18 protein-coding genes are annotated in these 17471 nt (G+C 59.2%); 11 read left to right on the top strand and 7 right to left on the bottom strand.

Going from position 1 to position 17471, the window contains the following annotated elements:
* Positions 1-7: 7 nt before the first annotated feature.
* Positions 8-2299 (bottom strand): beta-glucosidase BglX, encoded by a 2292-nt coding sequence (bglX, locus tag CKW38_RS21610; protein ID WP_095113824.1) that lies wholly within the window; start codon positions 2297-2299, stop codon positions 8-10.
* Between the two features lie 261 nt (positions 2300-2560).
* Between bglX and CKW38_RS21605 the strand changes: the two genes are divergently transcribed.
* The 4 genes from CKW38_RS21605 (at position 2561) to CKW38_RS21590 (ending at position 6136) form a co-directional block, all read left to right on the top strand.
* Complete coding sequence (locus tag CKW38_RS21605; protein WP_007916301.1) at positions 2561-3169, top strand: LemA family protein; 609 nt, start codon at positions 2561-2563, stop codon at positions 3167-3169.
* 13 nt (positions 3170-3182) lie between these two features.
* The gene (locus CKW38_RS21600; protein WP_095113823.1) at positions 3183-3938 is read left to right on the top strand and encodes a YgcG family protein; all 756 of its coding nucleotides are present in this window, start codon (positions 3183-3185) and stop codon (positions 3936-3938) included.
* A 33-nt stretch (positions 3939-3971) separates the two neighbouring features.
* Positions 3972-4589, top strand: coding sequence for a TPM domain-containing protein (locus CKW38_RS21595; RefSeq protein WP_095113822.1), 618 nt, complete (start codon positions 3972-3974; stop codon positions 4587-4589).
* Between the two features lie 329 nt (positions 4590-4918).
* Complete coding sequence (locus CKW38_RS21590; protein ID WP_095113821.1) at positions 4919-6136, top strand: SAM-dependent methyltransferase; 1218 nt, start codon at positions 4919-4921, stop codon at positions 6134-6136.
* Between the two features lie 24 nt (positions 6137-6160).
* Here the strand turns inward: CKW38_RS21590 and CKW38_RS21585 are convergent, their stop codons facing one another.
* The gene (locus CKW38_RS21585) at positions 6161-7051 is read right to left on the bottom strand and encodes a DMT family transporter (RefSeq protein ID WP_095113820.1); all 891 of its coding nucleotides are present in this window, start codon (positions 7049-7051) and stop codon (positions 6161-6163) included.
* Positions 7052-7320: 269 nt separating this feature from the next.
* Between CKW38_RS21585 and CKW38_RS21580 the strand changes: the two genes are divergently transcribed.
* The 3 genes from CKW38_RS21580 to CKW38_RS21570 all read left to right on the top strand — a co-directional run bounded on the left by CKW38_RS21580 (position 7321) and on the right by CKW38_RS21570 (position 8758).
* The gene (locus tag CKW38_RS21580; RefSeq protein ID WP_007916312.1) at positions 7321-7902 is read left to right on the top strand and encodes a DJ-1/PfpI family protein; all 582 of its coding nucleotides are present in this window, start codon (positions 7321-7323) and stop codon (positions 7900-7902) included.
* A gap of 13 nt (positions 7903-7915) precedes the next feature.
* Complete coding sequence (locus CKW38_RS21575; RefSeq protein WP_007916314.1) at positions 7916-8221, top strand: ribbon-helix-helix domain-containing protein; 306 nt, start codon at positions 7916-7918, stop codon at positions 8219-8221.
* Positions 8222-8413: 192 nt separating this feature from the next.
* Positions 8414-8758 (top strand): YegP family protein, encoded by a 345-nt coding sequence (locus CKW38_RS21570; protein ID WP_095113819.1) that lies wholly within the window; start codon positions 8414-8416, stop codon positions 8756-8758.
* A 129-nt stretch (positions 8759-8887) separates the two neighbouring features.
* Here the strand turns inward: CKW38_RS21570 and CKW38_RS21565 are convergent, their stop codons facing one another.
* On the bottom strand, positions 8888-9769 hold the full coding sequence (locus tag CKW38_RS21565; protein ID WP_095113818.1) for a dihydrodipicolinate synthase family protein: 882 nt from the start codon (positions 9767-9769) through the stop codon (positions 8888-8890).
* Positions 9770-9791: 22 nt separating this feature from the next.
* Positions 9792-10574 carry an aldolase gene (locus CKW38_RS21560; RefSeq protein ID WP_007911518.1) on the bottom strand — a complete coding sequence of 261 codons (783 nt, stop codon included), beginning with the start codon at positions 10572-10574 and terminating at the stop codon, positions 9792-9794.
* A gap of 106 nt (positions 10575-10680) precedes the next feature.
* Between CKW38_RS21560 and CKW38_RS21555 the strand changes: the two genes are divergently transcribed.
* Positions 10681-11223, top strand: a complete 543-nt coding sequence (locus tag CKW38_RS21555; RefSeq protein WP_007911509.1) for a helix-turn-helix domain-containing protein — start codon at positions 10681-10683, stop codon at positions 11221-11223.
* 101 nt (positions 11224-11324) lie between these two features.
* On the opposite strand, the gene CKW38_RS21550 is transcribed toward CKW38_RS21555, so the two are convergent.
* Positions 11325-12344, bottom strand: coding sequence for a DUF4917 family protein (locus CKW38_RS21550; RefSeq protein ID WP_095113817.1), 1020 nt, complete (start codon positions 12342-12344; stop codon positions 11325-11327).
* Positions 12345-12500: 156 nt separating this feature from the next.
* Here CKW38_RS21550 and yiaY point away from each other — a divergent pair, with 156 nt between their 5' ends.
* Positions 12501-13649: an L-threonine dehydrogenase gene (gene yiaY / locus CKW38_RS21545; RefSeq protein WP_095113816.1), complete on the top strand. Its 1149-nt coding sequence runs from the start codon at positions 12501-12503 to the stop codon at positions 13647-13649.
* 15 nt (positions 13650-13664) lie between these two features.
* On the opposite strand, the gene CKW38_RS21540 is transcribed toward yiaY, so the two are convergent.
* Entirely contained in the window at positions 13665-14270 is a 606-nt protein-coding gene (locus tag CKW38_RS21540) for a hypothetical protein (protein ID WP_007911502.1), read from the bottom strand.
* Positions 14271-14489: 219 nt separating this feature from the next.
* On the opposite strand from CKW38_RS21540, the gene CKW38_RS21535 reads away from it, so the two are divergent.
* On the top strand, positions 14490-15818 hold the full coding sequence (locus tag CKW38_RS21535; RefSeq protein ID WP_095113815.1) for a hypothetical protein: 1329 nt from the start codon (positions 14490-14492) through the stop codon (positions 15816-15818).
* A gap of 167 nt (positions 15819-15985) precedes the next feature.
* On the opposite strand, the gene CKW38_RS21530 is transcribed toward CKW38_RS21535, so the two are convergent.
* The gene (locus CKW38_RS21530; protein WP_095113814.1) at positions 15986-16474 is read right to left on the bottom strand and encodes a DMT family transporter; all 489 of its coding nucleotides are present in this window, start codon (positions 16472-16474) and stop codon (positions 15986-15988) included.
* Positions 16475-16552: 78 nt separating this feature from the next.
* Between CKW38_RS21530 and CKW38_RS21525 the strand changes: the two genes are divergently transcribed.
* Entirely contained in the window at positions 16553-17464 is a 912-nt protein-coding gene (locus tag CKW38_RS21525) for a LysR substrate-binding domain-containing protein (protein ID WP_176472357.1), read from the top strand.
* Positions 17465-17471: the final 7 nt, after the last annotated feature.

Genomic DNA, 17471 nt, shown 5'->3' with positions numbered 1-17471 from the left:
TGAAAAATTACAGCAGTTCAAAGCTCTGCTGCGTCACGTCTTGGGAATCCAGGCCGATCTGCACGTTGAACTTGCCAGGCTCTGCCGCATATTTGAGCTGGGCGTTATAGAACTTCAGGTCATCCTCGCTGATGGTGAAGTGCACGACTTTCTGTTCACCGGCCTTGAGCATGATTTTCTGGAAGTTCTTCAGTTCTTTCACCGGGCGGATCATCGAGCCGGTGACATCCTGGATGTACAACTGCACCACGGTTTCGCCGTCGCGCTTGCCGGTGTTTTTCACCATGACGCTGGCGTCGAGCTTGCCGGTGGCGTTCAGGGTGGTCGACGACAGCGCCATGTCGCTCAGGGCGAATTGCGTGTAGCTCAGGCCATACCCGAACGGGAACAGCGGGCCAGTCGTGTCATCGAAATACTGCGAGGTGTAGTTGCCCGGTTTGCCCGGCGTGAACGGCCGGCCAATGCTCAGGTGGTTGTAGTAAGTCGGGATCTGGCCCACGGAGCGCGGGAAGGTCACCGGCAGTTTGCCCGACGGGTTGTAGTCGCCGAACAGCACGTCGGCGATGGCGTTGCCGCCCTCGGTGCCGCTGAACCAGGTTTCCAGAATCGCGTCAGCCGACTGGTTCTCTTCGAGAATGGTCAGTGGGCGGCCGTTCATCAGCACCAGCACCAGCGGTTTGCCGGTGGCTTTCAGTGCGCGGATCAGCTCGCGCTGGGTTTCCGGGATGTTCAGGTCGGTGCGGCTGGAGGACTCGTGGGACATGCCACGGGATTCACCTACCGCTGCAACGATCACGTCAGCGTCCTTGGCAGCTTTCACTGCTTCGTCGATCAGCACGTTGGCCGGGCGCGGATCGTCGACCACTTCCGGGGCATCGAAGTTGAGGAAGTTCAGGTAGTCGAGCACCTTCTTGTCGCTGGTGATGTTGGCGCCACGGGCGTAGATCAGGTTCGACTTGTTGCCGATCACCGAACTCATGCCATCGAACAGCGTCACCGATTGCGCAGGGCGCCCGGCGGCCGCCCAACTGCCCATCATGTCGATCGGGGCTTTGGCCAACGGGCCGACCAGCGCGACTTTCGCGTCTTTCTTCAGTGGCAGCGTTTCGTTCTGGTTCTTCAGCAGCACCATGCTGCGACGCGCCACTTCACGGGCCTCGGCGCGGTGCAGACGGCTCTCGGCGTAGGTGTCGGCCGGATCATCTTCAGCTTTGCCGATGCGCAGGTACGGGTCCTTGAACAGGCCCATGTCGTACTTGGCCGCGAGCACTTCACGCACGGCGTTGTCGATGTCTTTCTGCTCGATCTCACCGGACTTGAGCAGCCCCGGCAGCTCTTTGCCGTACAGGGTGTCGTTCATGCTCATGTCGATGCCGGCCTTGATTGCCAGCTTCGCCGCTTCACGACCGTCGCGGGCCACGCCGTGCTTGATCAGTTCGAAGATCGCGCCGTGGTCGCTGACCGCCAGGCCTTTAAAGCCCCAGTCCTTGCGCAGCAGATCATTCATCAGCCAGGTGTTGGCGGTGGCCGGAATACCGTTGATCGAGTTCAACGCAACCATCACGCCGCCGGCGCCGGCATCGATCGCGGCGCGGTACGGCGGCAGGTAATCCTGGTACATCTTCACCGGACTCATGTCGACGGTGTTGTAGTCGCGACCGCCCTCGACCGCGCCGTACAGGGCGAAGTGCTTGACGCTGGCCATGATGCTGTCGGCCGCACTCGGGGTGGCGCCCTGATAGGCGCGCACCATGACGCCGGCAATGCGCGAGGTCAGGTAGGTATCTTCACCGAAACCTTCGGAGCTACGGCCCCAGCGCGGGTCGCGGGAGATGTCGACCATCGGCGCGAAGGTAATGTCGAGGCTGTCGGCAGCGGCTTCTTTAGCGGCAACACGTCCGGACTGGCCGATGGCGTCCATGTCCCAGCTCGAGGCGAGGGCCAGCGGAATCGGGAAAATCGTACGGTGACCGTGGATCACGTCGTACGCAAAAAACATCGGAATCTTCAGGCGGCTGCGCATCGCAGCGTCCTGCATCGGTCGGTTTTCCGGGCGGGTGATCGAGTTGAACGTACCGCCGATATTGCCGGCAGCGATCTCTTTGCGGATCAGCTCGCGGGGCATTTCCGGGCCGATGCTGATCAGGCGCAACTGGCCGATCTTTTCATCGAGGGTCATCTGGTTCATCAGGTTGCTGATGAACGCATCCTTGTTTTCCAGGGGTACCGGGGTCGTGGCGGCCAATACTTGATGACTGGCCAGGCTGACGAACAGACCCAGCAAACACAGCTTCTTCATGAATAGTTTTCTCAAGGGCCCAAGCGGCGATGCAACGCCGGCCAGCCAAAATTTAGGGAGCGACTATTGTTGTTCGGGTACAGGCTCAAAGAAACAGAGCCAAAAACGGCAGCCGACACTTGGCCGCATGATCACGCAGGGCACTTTTTAGCCCATTGCCCCGTCGTAATCCAGCGACGCGGCCGATTATGCCCCAAGAGCCCGCTGAGAATGTTTCGCGCTCGGTTTTTATAATGATATGTGCCAAGGAGCATCACCGCGATGAATGTAAGCCCAACCAATCGCTCACGTTTGCAGGTCGCCACACTGCTGGTGCTGGCCACGCTGTTGACCGCGTGCGGCATCAACAATATCCCGACCCTCGACGAACAGGCCAAAGCCGCATGGGGCCAGGTGCAGAACCAGTACCAGCGCCGTGCCGACCTGATCCCCAATCTGGTGGAGACGGTCAAGGGTTACGCCAAGCATGAAGAGGAAACTCTCACGGCAGTGATTGAGGCGCGGGCGAAAGCCACGTCGATTCAGGTCGACGCCAGCACTCTCGACAATCCCGAGAAGCTCAAGCAGTTCCAGCAGGCGCAGGATCAACTGAGCGGCGCATTGAGCCGTTTGATGGTGGTCTCCGAGCGTTATCCGGACCTGAAAGCCAACCAGAACTTCCTCGCCCTGCAATCGCAACTGGAAGGCACGGAAAACCGCATTGCCGTGGCACGCCGCGATTTCATTCTGGCGGTGCAGAAATACAACACCGAGATCCGCACCTTTCCCGGTCGCCTCTGGCACAGCGTGATGTACAGCGATCTGCCGATCCGCGAAACCTTCGAAGCCACCACGCCCGGCGCGGAAAAGGCCCCGGAAGTGAAATTCTGATTCGAGGTTGTCCATGCGCGTGTTGAAAATGGGCCTGGTGTTGGTGCTGTGGGTATTAGCCTTCAGCGCCCACGCCGAGTTGACGTTCCCGGCGCTGAGCGGGCGGGTAGTGGACGAAGCGCAGATGCTCGAGCCGTCGGTGCGCGCGCAACTGAGCCAGCAGTTGCAGGCCCACGAGCAGGCGACCGGCGAGCAGTTAGTCGTGGTCACGCTGCCGGATCTGCAAGGCACGACCATTGAGGACTTCGGCGTTCAGCTCGGGCGTCATTGGGCGATTGGTCAAAAGGACAAGAACAACGGCGCGCTGCTGATCGTTGCCCGTGACGAGCGCAAACTGCGCATCGAAGTCGGTTATGGCCTCGAAGACCGGCTGACCGACGCGCAGACTTCAGTGATCATTCATCAAGTCATCACTCCTGCATTCAAAAGCGGCAACTTCAGCAAAGGCATCAGCGACGGCGTCGCGGCGATGCTGGTGGTGCTCGGTGGTAATCCGCTGGATGAGCCATCGACGGTTTATGAGTCCAGTGGTGATCCGTCCGATGATTTCATCTCGCGGCACCCGGGATTGTTCGTGTTTTTGGTGATGTTGTTCATCCTGACGGTGTTTGTCTGCCAGATGCTCGGTATCCTGCCTGCCGGCCGGGGTGGCTCCGGAGGAGGGGGCGGCTTCGGCGGTGGTGGCGGTTTTGGCGGCGGCGGTGGAGGCGGGGGCTTCAGCGGCGGCGGGGGCAGTTTCGGCGGCGGTGGTTCGTCCGGCGGCTGGTGAAATCAGAAGAATAATGAGCAGGCACTTTTCAACATGGCATTACTGACCGAACACGAACAACGCAAAGTCGCCGAGGCGATTGCCCGGGTCGAGCGCGACACCGACGCCGAACTGGTAACGGTGCTCGCGGCGCGCGCTGATGACTACGCGTACATCCCGCTGCTGTGGGCGAGCCTGTTGGCGCTGGTGGTGCCGGGCGTCGTGCACTACCTGACCGGCTGGCTGACCCTGCGCAGTCTGCTGCTGGTGCAATGGGGCGCGTTTATCGTGCTGTGCCTGCTGTTTCGTTTGCCGAAAATCACCACCCATCTGATTCCCCGCCGCGTACGGCACTGGCGCGCGTCGAACCTGGCGCGGCGGCAGTTTCTCGAGCAGAACCTGCACCACACTGTGGGCAGCACGGGAATGCTGATTTTTGTGTGTGAGGCGGAGCGGTATGTGGAGATTCTGGTGGATGAGGGGATTTCCAAACGGCTCGATAATAAATCCTGGGATGCGATTGTCGCGGCGTTTACCGAGCAGGTCAGGCACGGGCGCACGCTGGAGGGGTTTGTGACGTGTATCGAGGCGTGTGGGGAATTGCTGAAGGTTCATGTGCCGGTGACGCAGGTGAGGAATGAGTTGCCGAATCGGTTGGTGGTGTTGGGCTGAATACTTTCTTCCTGTTTTAGATCCAAACCCTCACCCCAGCCCTCTCCCAGAGGGAGAGGGGGCCGACCGAGGTGTCTGGTGCTCGACATCGACCTGAAAGAACGAGTCGATCATGGATTCAAAGCAACTCGTTCTGACCTGAGTTCGGCTCGGTATTTCAGGTCGGCGTAACTCGTGAAAATACCTCGGTCAGTCCCCTCTCCCTCCGGGAGAGGGCTAGGGTGAGGGTGCTTCTGACAACCGTTGGGTAAATAAGAGCGTGTCCCCAACCCCCATCCCCCCTAAAATACCCGCCATTCCCGATTTCGCCCGTCCGAGGCCGCTTTTCCATGTCCGTTACTGCACCTGCCACCAAGCCCGCGCCCGATCACCACGCCCAGTTCATCGAGCTGCTGCAAACCAGCCTCGACCAGAACGGCTTCATCAAACTGGTGCTGGCCAAGTACGTCGGCGAAGAAGTGGATTTGCAGCGAGTCATCATCAAACCGGTGACGGTCAAAGCGCAGCCGAATCTGTCGTTCGTCTATCGCTACAAAACCCGCGACATCACCAAAAACCTGACCCTGGTCGACGGCGTGGCGGCGATTGCCGCGCTGTTGCCGGCCTCGTTCAAGAATGCGCATTTACTCGCGGTAACTGACGAAGCTCAGCTGGAATACAGCAAAAAGGGCAAGCCTTCGCTGTTCAAGAGCAAACCTCAGCAATTGCGCGAGGCGCCGTCCGCCGAGCACAACCGTGAGAAAAACCGTTTTCTTGAGTTGAGCCGACCGTTCCTCAAAGACTTGGGCGTGACCAACGCGCAACATGAGCTGATTCCGGCGATGTCGCGCAAGTGGAAGCAGATCAACAAGTTCATCGAAGTATTCAGCCATGCCCTGACCTCGTCACCGCTGGCGCTGGACCAACCGGTACGCGTGGCGGATTTCGGTTCGGGCAAGGGCTATTTGACGTTCGCGATTCACGATTACCTGCGCAACACGCTTAAGGCGGAAGGCGAAGTCACCGGCGTCGAGTTGCGCGAAGAGATGGTCAACCTGTGCAACGCTGCCGCCGCGAAACTCGATCATCCGGGGCTGGTGTTCAAGTGCGGTGACGTGCGCAGCGTGGCGCCGAGCGAGCTGGATGTGATGATCGCCCTGCATGCCTGCGATATCGCCACCGACTACGCGATCCACACCGGCATCCGCTCAGGCGCGTCGATCATCATGTGCTCGCCGTGCTGCCACAAACAGATTCGCCTGCAGATCCAGAGCCCGGCGCTGCTCAAACCGATGTTGCAATATGGTTTGCACCTGGGCCAGCAGGCGGAAATGGTCACCGACAGCCTGCGTGCGTTGTTCCTTGAAGCCTGTGGTTACGAGACCAAGGTGTTCGAGTTCATCTCGCTGGAACACACCAACAAGAACAAAATGATTCTGGCGGTGAAACGCGCCGAGCCGGTCGACCCAGCGCAGTTGTTGGTGAAGATCGAAGAGTTGAAAGCGTTCTACAACATCAGCGAACACTGCCTGGAAACCTTGCTGCGCGCGGATGGCTATCTCGCCTGACTCGGTCCCTACAAGGTTATGTGTTCAAGCTGTGGCAGGTTGCGCCGGGCGCACCGCGGTTTTACGACCGAGCATGACCGTTGCAATCACGCCACAGGCAAACAGCCAGGTAATCGGCTCGACATGTTCACCAAAGAACAGCGCTGAGAATGCAATGGTGAAGAAGATCTGCAACAACTGGATCTGACTGACCCGGGCAATCCCACCCATGGCCAGCCCGGCGTACCACGCAAAGAACCCAAGAAACTGCGAAAACAGCGCCACATACCCAAACGCCCACCAGGTCTTGGCCGATACCGCGCCCTGATGCTGAAGCGCCAGATACAGCACCGGCCCGATCAACAGCGGCGTCGACAGCACCAGCGCCCAGCAGATCACCTGCCAGCCACCCATCTCCTTGGCCAACCGTCCGCCTTCGGCGTAACCCAGCCCACCCACCGCAATCGCGCCGAGCATCAACAGATCACCGGCCTGAATACTGCCGGCCCCGGTGTACAACGCATAACCGAGCACCAATGCACTGCCCAACGCCGCACAGGCCCAGAAGGCTTTCGATGGACGTTCGTGGGACAGCCATGCGGCATACAGCGCCACGCACAATGGTTGCAAGCCGTTGACCAGTGCACCGTGGGACGCGGGCAAGGTTTGCATGGCCCACGCCGACAACACTGGAAAACCCAGAATCACCCCGGCGATCACCATGCTCAGGCCTTTGATTTGCTGCCAGGTTGGCCACTTCTCGCGACGCCACAACAACAGCAACGCTGCTGGAATCGCCGCGAACAGTGCCCGGCCCAAACCGTTGAGCAGCGGGTGCAGTTCCTGCACCACGATGCGGGTGAAGGGCAGGGTAAGGCTGAAAATCACCACGCCGAGCAGGCCGAGGGCCATGCCGGTGTTTTCGCGCGAGGACATGATGGGGACCGAAATTGAAGGTGGTTGGGAATGACCTTCATCAAGCCATAAACCGGGCGTTGCGAGCTGTTACAGCTAGGCACAGACTTATCCGTACAGTTTGCTGACGCCATCGCGAGCAGGCTCACTCCTACAGTTGAAATGCGTACCCCTGTAGGAGTGAGCCTGCTCGCGATGGCGTCAACTCGGTAGTAGCCCGTTGTTACCCGTCACTGTCGAATAGGTCTACCTTGAATACTCCCAAGCATTCCCCCAGAGGAGACCTCCCCATGGCCGCGAAAAAGATCCTGATGCTGGTCGGCGATTACGTCGAAGACTACGAAGTGATGGTGCCATTCCAGGCCCTGCAAATGGTTGGTCATACCGTTCACGCCGTATGCCCGGACAAGGCTGCCGGCAAAACCGTGCGCACCGCGATCCATGATTTCGAAGGCGATCAGACCTACAGCGAAAAGCCCGGTCACCTGTTCGCCCTCAACTTCGACTTCGCCAAGGTCAGCGAAGCCGATTACGACGCGCTGTTGATCCCCGGCGGTCGTGCCCCGGAATACCTGCGCCTGAACGAAAAAGTCCTCGACCTGGTGCGTGCCTTCGACAAGGCCGGTAAACCGATTGCTGCCGTTTGCCACGGCGCGCAACTGCTGGCAGCAGCGGGCATTCTGGAAGGTCGCGAATGCAGCGCCTATCCAGCCTGCGCGCCGGAAGTGCGACTGGCGGGCGGGACGTACATCGATATTCCGGTGACGGACGGCCACGTTCAAGGCAATCTGGCCACGGCGCCGGCATGGCCGGCGCATCCGAACTGGCTGGCCGGTTTCCTCGGCTTGCTCGGCACTAAAATCACCCTGTAACGAGGATCCGCTGATGTGCGAGCTCTACGTCAAGGCTGACCCGATTCTTTATGAGTCACGCTCGCGTTCGCTGCGCATCTGCGGCGTGGTGACGACGCTGCGTCTGGAGAATCAGTTCTGGGACATCCTCAGCGAAATCGCCGAGGTCGACGGCATGACCACCAACCAACTGATCGCCAAGCTGTATGAAGAGGTGATGGATTATCGCGGTGAGGTGGTGAATTTTGCCTCGTTCCTGCGGGTGAGTTGTATGCGCTATCTGAGTCAGCGGCGGGTGAGTGCGCCGGAGTTGTCGGTGGTGCGGGCGGTGGTGAAATAGGCCAGACCGGGTTGACCCCATCGCTGGCAAGCCAGCTCCCACAGGTATTGTGATGCGGCACAGTTATAGGGCACACAACAGACCCCTGTGGGAGCTGGCTTGCCAGCGATTGGGCCGGTACAGGCGACAGAAGGCTGGGGCTGGTCTTTACTCATTTGCGCGAAATCTCTCAATCGCCAAGGAGCAACGAACATGTCCGGATGGTACGAACTCAGTAAAAGCAGCAACGGCCAGTTCAGGTTCGTGTTGAAAGCGGCGAATGCCGAAACGATTCTGACCAGCGAGCTGTACACCACTCGCGCAGCGGCCGACGGCGGCATCACGGCGGTGCAAACCAACAGCCCGCTGGATGAGCGCTACGAGAAGAAATCGACGAAGGACGGCCACCCGTACTTCAACCTGAAAGCGGCCAATCATCAGGTCATCGGCAGCAGCGAAGCGTATTCATCGGATGCGGCGTGCGATAAAGGCATTGCCAGCGTCAAGGTGAACGGGCCGAGCAAAGTGATCAAGGACAAGACTTTGCCCGTCCTTTGACCTCAGCACATCCCCCTGTAGGAGTGAGCCTGCTCGCGATAGCGGTGGGTCAGTCGACACATGCTCAACTGACCCACCGCTATCGCGAGCAGGCTCACTCCTACATTGGTTTTTGTGGTGCCAGTGAGATCAGCGCAGGGTTTTCAGGATTGCTTGCAGCTGCGTCTGGCCCGCCTCACTCAACGGGAATACCGGCAAGCGCGGATCACCCACCTCCAGCCCGGTCTGACGCAATCCGGCCTTGATCGTCGCCGGCAACCCACCCTTGAGGATGAAATCCAGCAGCGGCAACTGGCGGTAAAACAAATCCCGCGCGCGATCCAGATCGCCGGCCATGGCCGCGTCATAAAGATCCAGATTCAACTTCGCGATCAGGTTCGGCGCCGCCGTGCACCAGCCTTTCGCCCCGGCCGCAAACGCCTCCAGCGCCAGCGGATTGCAGCCGTTGTAGAACGGCACCTGACCTTCACCGAGCAATTGCAGCTTGTGCATGCGCTGAATATCGCCGGTGCTCTCTTTGACCATGGTCACGTTGTCCACGGCATTGAAGATGCGCAGAATCAAATCAACGGACATATCGGTGCCGCTGGTGGCCGGGTTGTTGTAGAGCATGATCGGCACGCCGATGCGCTCGCCGATGGCGTGGTAGTGGGCGAGGATTTCCGCTTCGCTGAGTTTCCAGTACGAAGCTGGCAGCACCATCACCACATCGGCGCCATGGGCTTCAGCGAAACGCGCGCGGCGTACGGCTTTGGCGGTGGTCAGGTCGGACACGCTGACAATGGTCGGCACGCGTTTGGCCACATGCTTGATGCTGAACTCGGCGACCTGATCCCACTCCGCGTCGCTCAGGTAAGCGCCTTCGCCGGTGCTGCCCAGTGGGGCGATGGCGTGGACGCCGCTGTCGATCAGGCGATCGATAGATTGTCCGAGCGCTGGCAAATCCAGCCCTTCGCCATTGGCGCCGAACGGGGTGATGGTGTAGCCGATGATGCCGTGAATAGTGGACATGGGAATCTCTCCGTAACAGGTTTCAGTTCAGGCAATCGGCGTGTTGGCGCAGGTTCTGCCGGGCGTAGTAGTTGAACGCAGCGGCGTGGCGCTTCGGCTTGGCGATCCAGTCGTGCGCCTCACGGCCCAGCTCTGGGATGATCGGTTTGATCGTGCCGGCGGCCATCGCCAGCAGTTGCAGTTTGGCCGCGCGTTCGATCAATTGAGCGATGACGCAGGCTTCTTCAATCGTCGTACCGGTCGACAGCTGACCGTGGTGCGAAAGCAGGATCGCGCGTTTGTCGCCCAGCGCACCGGCAATCAGCTCGCCTTCTTCGTTGCCCACCGGCACACCCGGCCAGCCTTCGAGAAATGCGCAGTCGTCGTACAGCGGGCACAGGTCCATGTGGGAAATCTGCAGCGGTACTTCCAGCATCGACAACGCCGCGACGTGCGTCGGGTGGGTGTGGATGATGCAATTCACATCCGGGCGTGCGCGGTACACCCAGCTGTGGAAACGGTTGGCAGGGTTGGCCATGCCGTGACCTTCGAGGACTTCCAGATCCTCGTTGACCAGCAACAGATTGCTCGCGGTGATTTCGTCGAAACCCAGGCCCAATTGCTGAGTGTAATAGGTGCCGGGCTGCGGGCCACGGGCGGTGATTTGGCCGGCGAGGCCGGAGTCGTGGCCGTTCTCGAAGAGAATCCGACAAGTCAGGGCCAGCTTTTGCCGGTCTGTCCACGTATTATCCGCCAGGCTTTTTTGCATCTGGGTCAGTGCTTGCTTGACCAGTTGGTCTTTGGGTAGTGCTAATGTCTTGGCCATGTCTGTGTCCTTTGGGTGATTGCAAATGACACGAAAGAGGCTATATGACACAAAGTGTCATTGGCAAGCACAAATCGTCGCTTCCTTGCTGGAATAACTGCCGCGCATGTCTATCCGTTTGAAATTGTTAAGAAAAAAACTTGGGGTAACCCTTGAGGCACTGGCCGAAAAGTCCGGCATGACCAAGAGTTATCTGTCGAAAGTCGAGCGCGGGCTGAACACCCCGTCGATTGCTGCCGCGTTGAAACTGGCGAAGGCGTTGAACGTGAAAGTCGAGGAATTGTTCTCCGAAGACAACGTCAGCCTCGACAGCTACAGCCTGGTGCGCAGCCATGAGCGCCAGTCATTGGCGGCCAATGACCAGAGTCCGGGATATGCCGTGCTCGCGCATCAGGTCAGCGAGCGCAACCTGCTGCCGTTCATCATCTACCCGCCGAGCGAGTTCACTGACAAAACCTTCAAGGAGCATTTGGGCGAGGAGTTTCTGTTCGTCCACGAAGGGCAGGTTGAAGTGGATTTCATGAACGAGAAGGTGCTGCTGGAGCGCGGTGACGCGCTGCACTTCAATGCGCAGAAACCACACCGGATCCGCTCGGTTGGCGAGGTGCAGGCGCAGTTGCTGGTGGTGGTACACAGCAGCGAAGAATGAGGTGCGCCCCAAAAGCTTCGCGAGCAGGCTCGCTCCCACAGGTTGAATGCATTCCAAATGTGGGAGCGAGCCTGCTCGCGAAGGCGTCAGACCGGTTTACATCAAACCTCGACCGGCACCGACAACTTAGGGCTGCCGAGCGCATGGCTCTTGGCATCAAAAAACCGCAACTCAACGCCCGTGCCTTCGAACACCTGCGCGTAATGCCGCTTCTGATGCTGAACGAACGCCGCACTGCGCGGATAAATCGAGATCGCCACCGTTGCAGGTTTCGCCAAGCGCAGCGCCCGAACGATGTGCGCATCCTGCTCGCCCAAGGCATGGCCAAAGATGCACAGACTGCCGCCATGCCCGAGCAACTGCTCATAACAGAACGACAGGTAATCCGAACTGCGAATAGTCTTGAGCTTGTCCGCACTCGGTCCTTCGGTGACGAACAGCGGCACGTCATCCAGTGTCTTGATCGTGTTGTTGATCGCAAAACTACCGAGCAACGTGCCTTCGGTTGAAGTCAGTTTGCGCGCCGTGCCGTCCTGATTGCGCACCAGATGCAGACCGCCGTGCAGGTACAACAGGCGCGGTTTTTCGGTGGCAGTTTCGCTCAGATCAAAACTCGCATTGGCGCCGTTGAACAGATCGTCGATGGCGTCGCTTTGATGTTGCAGCGCCCAGTAATTGAGCAAGTCGTAGTTGGTGGTGAACACGGTGCGATAGCGCGCCAGTTCTTCGTTCAACGTCGCCAGCGTCGAAGGCTTCACCAGTCGCCACGGAATGTGCACGGCGTGCACGGTGTTGATCAGCGCTTCCTTGATCGCGTAGTAACGATTGCGCGGCGCCGCCGAGCTGACAGCCAACGCCTTGTTGACCCGGCTGGTGGTTTTCAGTGCGCCGAGTACCTGCTCGAAACTGCGCGTCTGCATCGCGTCGAACACCGCCAGTTCCGACGGGCTCAGCGGTTTTTCTTCGACGGTGCGGGCGTTTTCAAACAGCGAGTCGTAGCCGAAGTCGTCCCACACCGCACGGCTGGCGCCATTGCCTACCAACAGACCGTTGAAGTCGGTCGCGGCGCGCAGGGTGTTCCAGTCTTCGAGGCTGGCGTCGACATCGAGAAAATCGGTCATTGCGTAGGCGGTCTCAAAACAAAGGGGCTGATGGACGGCGACTTTATCACGAGCGGGCATTGAGCCAGATCAACATCGCTCGTGACCGATCGGTCGATGCTGTGTCTATCCGCCGAACCGGAGCAGTCGATTCGGCCCCTGTCAGGAGATGCGCGCATGACCAGCACTTTTTTCATTCCGGCGGTAAACATCATGGGCAACGGCTGCCTCGATGAAGCTATGGTCGCCATTCGCAACTACGGTTTTCGCAAAGCGTTGATCGTCACTGACGTGGGGCTGGCCAAGGCTGGCGTGGCCACGATGGTCGCCGAGAAACTGGCGATGCAGGACATCGATTCGGTGATTTTCGACGGCGCCAAACCGAACCCGAGCATTGCCAATGTCGAGTCGGGTCTGGGGCTGCTAAAGGAAAGTCGCTGCGATTTCGTCGTCTCGCTGGGCGGCGGTTCGCCGCACGACTGCGCCAAAGGCATTGCCCTGTGCGCGACCAATGGCGGGCAGATCCGTGATTACGAAGGCGTCGATCAATCGAGCAAGCCGCAACTGCCGCTGATCGCGATCAACACCACCGCCGGCACCGCCAGCGAGATGACCCGGTTCTGCATCATCACCGACGAATCACGGCACGTGAAAATGGCCATCGTCGACCGCAACGTCACACCGCTGCTGTCGGTCAATGACCCCGAGCTGATGGTCGCCATGCCCAAAGGTCTGACGGCCGCCACCGGCATGGATGCGCTGACCCACGCCATCGAGGCGTATGTCTCGACTGCCGCCAATCCGATCACCGACGCCTGTGCGCTGAAAGCCATGACCCTGATCAGCAACAATTTGCGCCTGGCTGTGCGTGACGGCAGCGACCTCGCCGCGCGGGAAAATATGGCTTACGCGCAGTTCCTCGCCGGCATGGCCTTCAACAATGCCTCGCTCGGCTACGTGCATGCGATGGCGCATCAATTGGGCGGGTTCTACGACTTGGCCCATGGCGTGTGCAACGCGGTGCTGCTGCCTCATGTGCAGACGTTCAACGCGCTGGTGTGTGCCGATCGGCTGACCGATGTTGCCCACGCCATGGGCGCCGATATTCGCGGTTTCAGCGCCGAAGAGGGGGCGCAGGCGGCGATCAATGCGATCCGCTGCCTGGCCAAAGATGTCGAGATTCCCGATGGCCTGCGCGAATTGGGCGCCAGACTCAGTGACATTCCGCTGCTCGCCAGCAATGCGCTGAAAGACGCCTGCGGTCTGACCAATCCTCGGGCGGCGGATCAGCGCCAGATCGAGGAGATTTTTCGTAACGCGTTTTGAGCGGTTACGACGGGGTCAGCCCTTGCCCTCAGAGGTCACCGTAAACGTTCGAACACGGCCCCAATCTGACAATTTTCCATTGATATTGTGAATGGCGGATATTCGATACCTGCCTTCCTTCAGGGGGAGGGTAGGTTGAGTATGCCATTGCTTTTCGCTGTCGACGTCGGCTCTGGCAATCTCCAGGTCGTTGTCCAAATCGATAATGCTAACGATGCCAGTGGGCTGCGTGACATCGCCATAAAAGTCCGGAACGGCATCTACCTCGGCTTCTTCCTCCGGTTCCATAACGACCGGAATGTTGATGGGGGGCCGCAAGTGCACCTTGTATTTGCGCTCCTCACTCCAACCTGACTCGACGCCTTCCACCTCCTGGCGGGCTTTAATCCCATGCTCCCCCGAGGACTGGGCTCCGCTGAAGCTGAACGCCCATCGTCCATTTTTGCTGACCTGTCCTCCACCCAGCGAATGCGTCTCTTCAATGTCCCAAACCTGCACCAGAGCACCCGGTATACCGCTGCCGAGAAACAGTGTTGCTACCCCCGTGTTCTTGTCCTTTTCGGGGTACGTGATGGTTGGGGGCGGGACAGGTTGCGTGTTGGGCTTGTCGGGAGTGCTCATTGTGTTTCTCGTTTCAGGCTGATTTGAAACGAAACACTGGCACGGCGTGTCCCGTTTAGAACCTGTAAGAACTACCAGTTTTTTAGCTTTTTTTGCTTGATACGCAATTTCATTTTCTTCTAAAAAACTGTCATTTCTGTCAGTTGTCCGGCGTGGCTACTTCGGATCGAATGCTCTGACAACGGGGGTCGACGTCGATCTCTCAAGGAGCACGCGAACATGCCGAAAGCCACAGCACCCACAGTATCGAAAGCCCCCAAAACAGCAAAAGCACAATCAGCAGGAGAGCTGGATGATCGCTTTGGCCTGCGCACGCTGAATTTTCCCGGAGCGAGCAAGACCATTGGTCATGGGGTGGCGATAACGCCGTCAGGGCAGATCATGGTCAGCGCAACCGTTGAGGTATCAGACCTTTCGTACTACGGCCTGGCGCGTCTGGATGCCAATGGCAATCCAGATCCGGACTTTGGTAATGGCGGCTATCTTCGCGGCCGATTTGGCAATGGTCTGCTCTCGCAAGCCGGACAGTTGATCGTGGATGCAACCGGCCGGATCTACCTGTGCGGCGTGATTGGCGAGAGCAAAGACACAGCCATCGAATACCAACAGGTCATCGCTCGATTCATGCCCGACGGCTCGCCTGATACCGGGTTCGGCGACGATGACGATGACGATGACCATAAAAGCGGTTATCGGATTGTGCCCACGCGTATTCCTCTGCTGACAGGCGCCACGGGTGGCGGTCTGATTCTGGCGAAGTCCACGCCCCTGGCGGCGGAGCCGGACAGGCTGCTTTTCGTGACCTCGCAAAAGGGCAGTGGCTTGCTGACGCGCTTCCTACTGGATGGCTCCGACGACTCATCGTTCGCTGCCAACGGCTGGATTGTCCTGACGCTTAAGGAGGTGGCAATTTCATTGCGAGGGATCATCCAACTCGACGATGGGCTTATTCTGGTGCATGGCAAAACGGAAATAACCAATCAGGGATTGGTCATGGCGTTCGACAGCAGCGGAAACGTCGCAGAGGCGTTTGGCAACAAGGGGACATTGCTGTTGAACCTTGAACAGGATGACAAGCCGCTCGAAAGCTCGGTCGAGCAGGTCATTGTGCAAACGTCAGAGCGCTTGCTCTTGCTCGGTTCGGCGGTCGAAGCGTCGGCAGGGGACAAATTCCAGCACGCGTTTATCAGCGGCATCACCCACACCGGCGAAAAGGATGAAGCATTCAATGGCAAATATCCGGTTATCACCCCTGCGACAGGGACCCTCGATCTCAGGAGCTGGATGGAAGGGTTCGCCCTGGATGACAGCGCCGGCCATCGAATCGTCACGGTTGGACAAACCTCGGGGGGCACACGAGGTTTACTGACGGGAGGCTTTTTGGCAAATGGCGCCGTGGATCCGGCATTCAACGTCGAGGGTGCGGCGCAGATCGAGTGGCCTGCGAAGAGTGCCTGTATGCAGAATTCATCGGTGCTGGTCTTGGGGAACAGAAATGGCAGGGTGCAACTGATTCGCTTGCTTACCGCATCGGTCAGTGATCTGTGAAATCCCCCCGTCGGTTGATTGGCAGAACGGCAATCCTCCGAGATCGGTGGCCTGCTGTGACGCGTTCGCAAACAAACCCGCTCCCACATTGAAATTCGATCCCCTGTGGGGGCGAGCCTGCTCGCGAAGACTGACTTCCAGACACTGAAAAACATCGATTCAAACGATCATCCAGCAGCCACTGTATTCTTCTCAAACACCCCGCCAAACTGAATCAACACCACTCCGGCAATCAACAACAGCGCGCCCGATACCCGCGATACCGTCAGTTGTTTCTCAACCAGCCCGAACCACCCGAAGTGATCCAGCACCATCGACGCAATGACTTGCCCTGCCAACGCCAGCGCGACAAACCCTGAAGCGCCAAGCTTGGGCAACAACGCTACCGCCAACGCCACAAAACACACACCAAACGCACCACCGGCCCACATCCACAATGGCGCCTTGCTGATAAACGCCAACGACGGCAACGGCAAGCGCAACGCCAGAATCACCGGCAGCAACACGATCACGCTGACCAGCAACGACGCCAATGTCGCCCACAACGGATGTCCCAGCCCACGCGCAAGATTGCTGTTGATCGCACTCTGAAACGGCACCACCGCCCCGGCAAACGCGGCCAGCACCAGCAAACCGGCCCACTGCAACGTACTCATGTTCATCACTCCAAGAGGTTTTGCTGGACTCTAGGGTATTCGTCGAGCAGATTTAAATTCCGTTTCGTCATCCAGTACATGCATCAGATGAATGATCTGCGCCGTATCGACCTCAACCTGTTGGTGATCCTCGACGCCTTGCTCAGCGAGCAGCACGTCACCCGCGCCGCCGAGCGTTTGCACCTCAGTCAACCGGCGGTCAGCCATGCACTGGCACGGTTGCGCGATCTGCTCGGCGATCCGCTGCTGGTGCGGGCCGGCTCGACGCTGGTGCCCACCGCGCGAGCGCTGGAACTGGTCGCGCCGCTGGCCGAAGCGTTGGCTCAGGTGCAATCGCTGCTGGCGCCGAACACCTTCGATCCGGCGAGTGCGCGCAGGACGTTTCGCGTGGCGATGTCGGACTACGGCGCAGCGATCATTCTGCCTACGCTGATCCGCACCCTGCGCCGGGAAGCGCCGGGCATCGACCTGCAAATCAGCCATGCCAGTCGCGAAGGCATGCTGGAAGGCGTGCTCAATGGCGATATCGATGTCGCCGCCGGCGTCTTCCCGGAAATGCCCCACGAACTGCGCAGCTCGGTACTGTTTGAAGAGCGCTACGTCTGCCTGCTGGATCGCCAGACGTTGCCGGGCAACGGTGTTCTGGATTTGCCGACCTACCTATCACGTCCACATGTACTGCTGGAAATGCGCGGCAGCGGCACGCCGGAAATCGAGCGCGCATTGACCTCTCTGCGTGAGCGTCGCCGCGTCGCGATCAGCCTGCCGCACTGGAACGTCGCGCCGCAGTTCATCAGTGGCACGGATCTGATTCTTACGGTGTCTTCACGCAGCGTGCGCGAGATTGATCAGCGCGAACTGATCGTGGTGCCGCCGCCGTTCGAGATTGCGCCATTCACGTTTGTGCTGGCGTGGCATAAGCGGCGGGGCGGGGATCAGGCGTTGAACTGGTTGAATCGGACGATTGAGGAGGGGATAGTGCGCGGCTGAAAAAGTA

Origin of the sequence: Pseudomonas sp. Irchel 3H7 (genome assembly GCF_900187605.1) — a bacterium.
GTDB lineage: Bacteria > Pseudomonadota > Gammaproteobacteria > Pseudomonadales > Pseudomonadaceae > Aquipseudomonas.
This window is presented reverse-complemented; position numbering and strand designations above follow the sequence as displayed.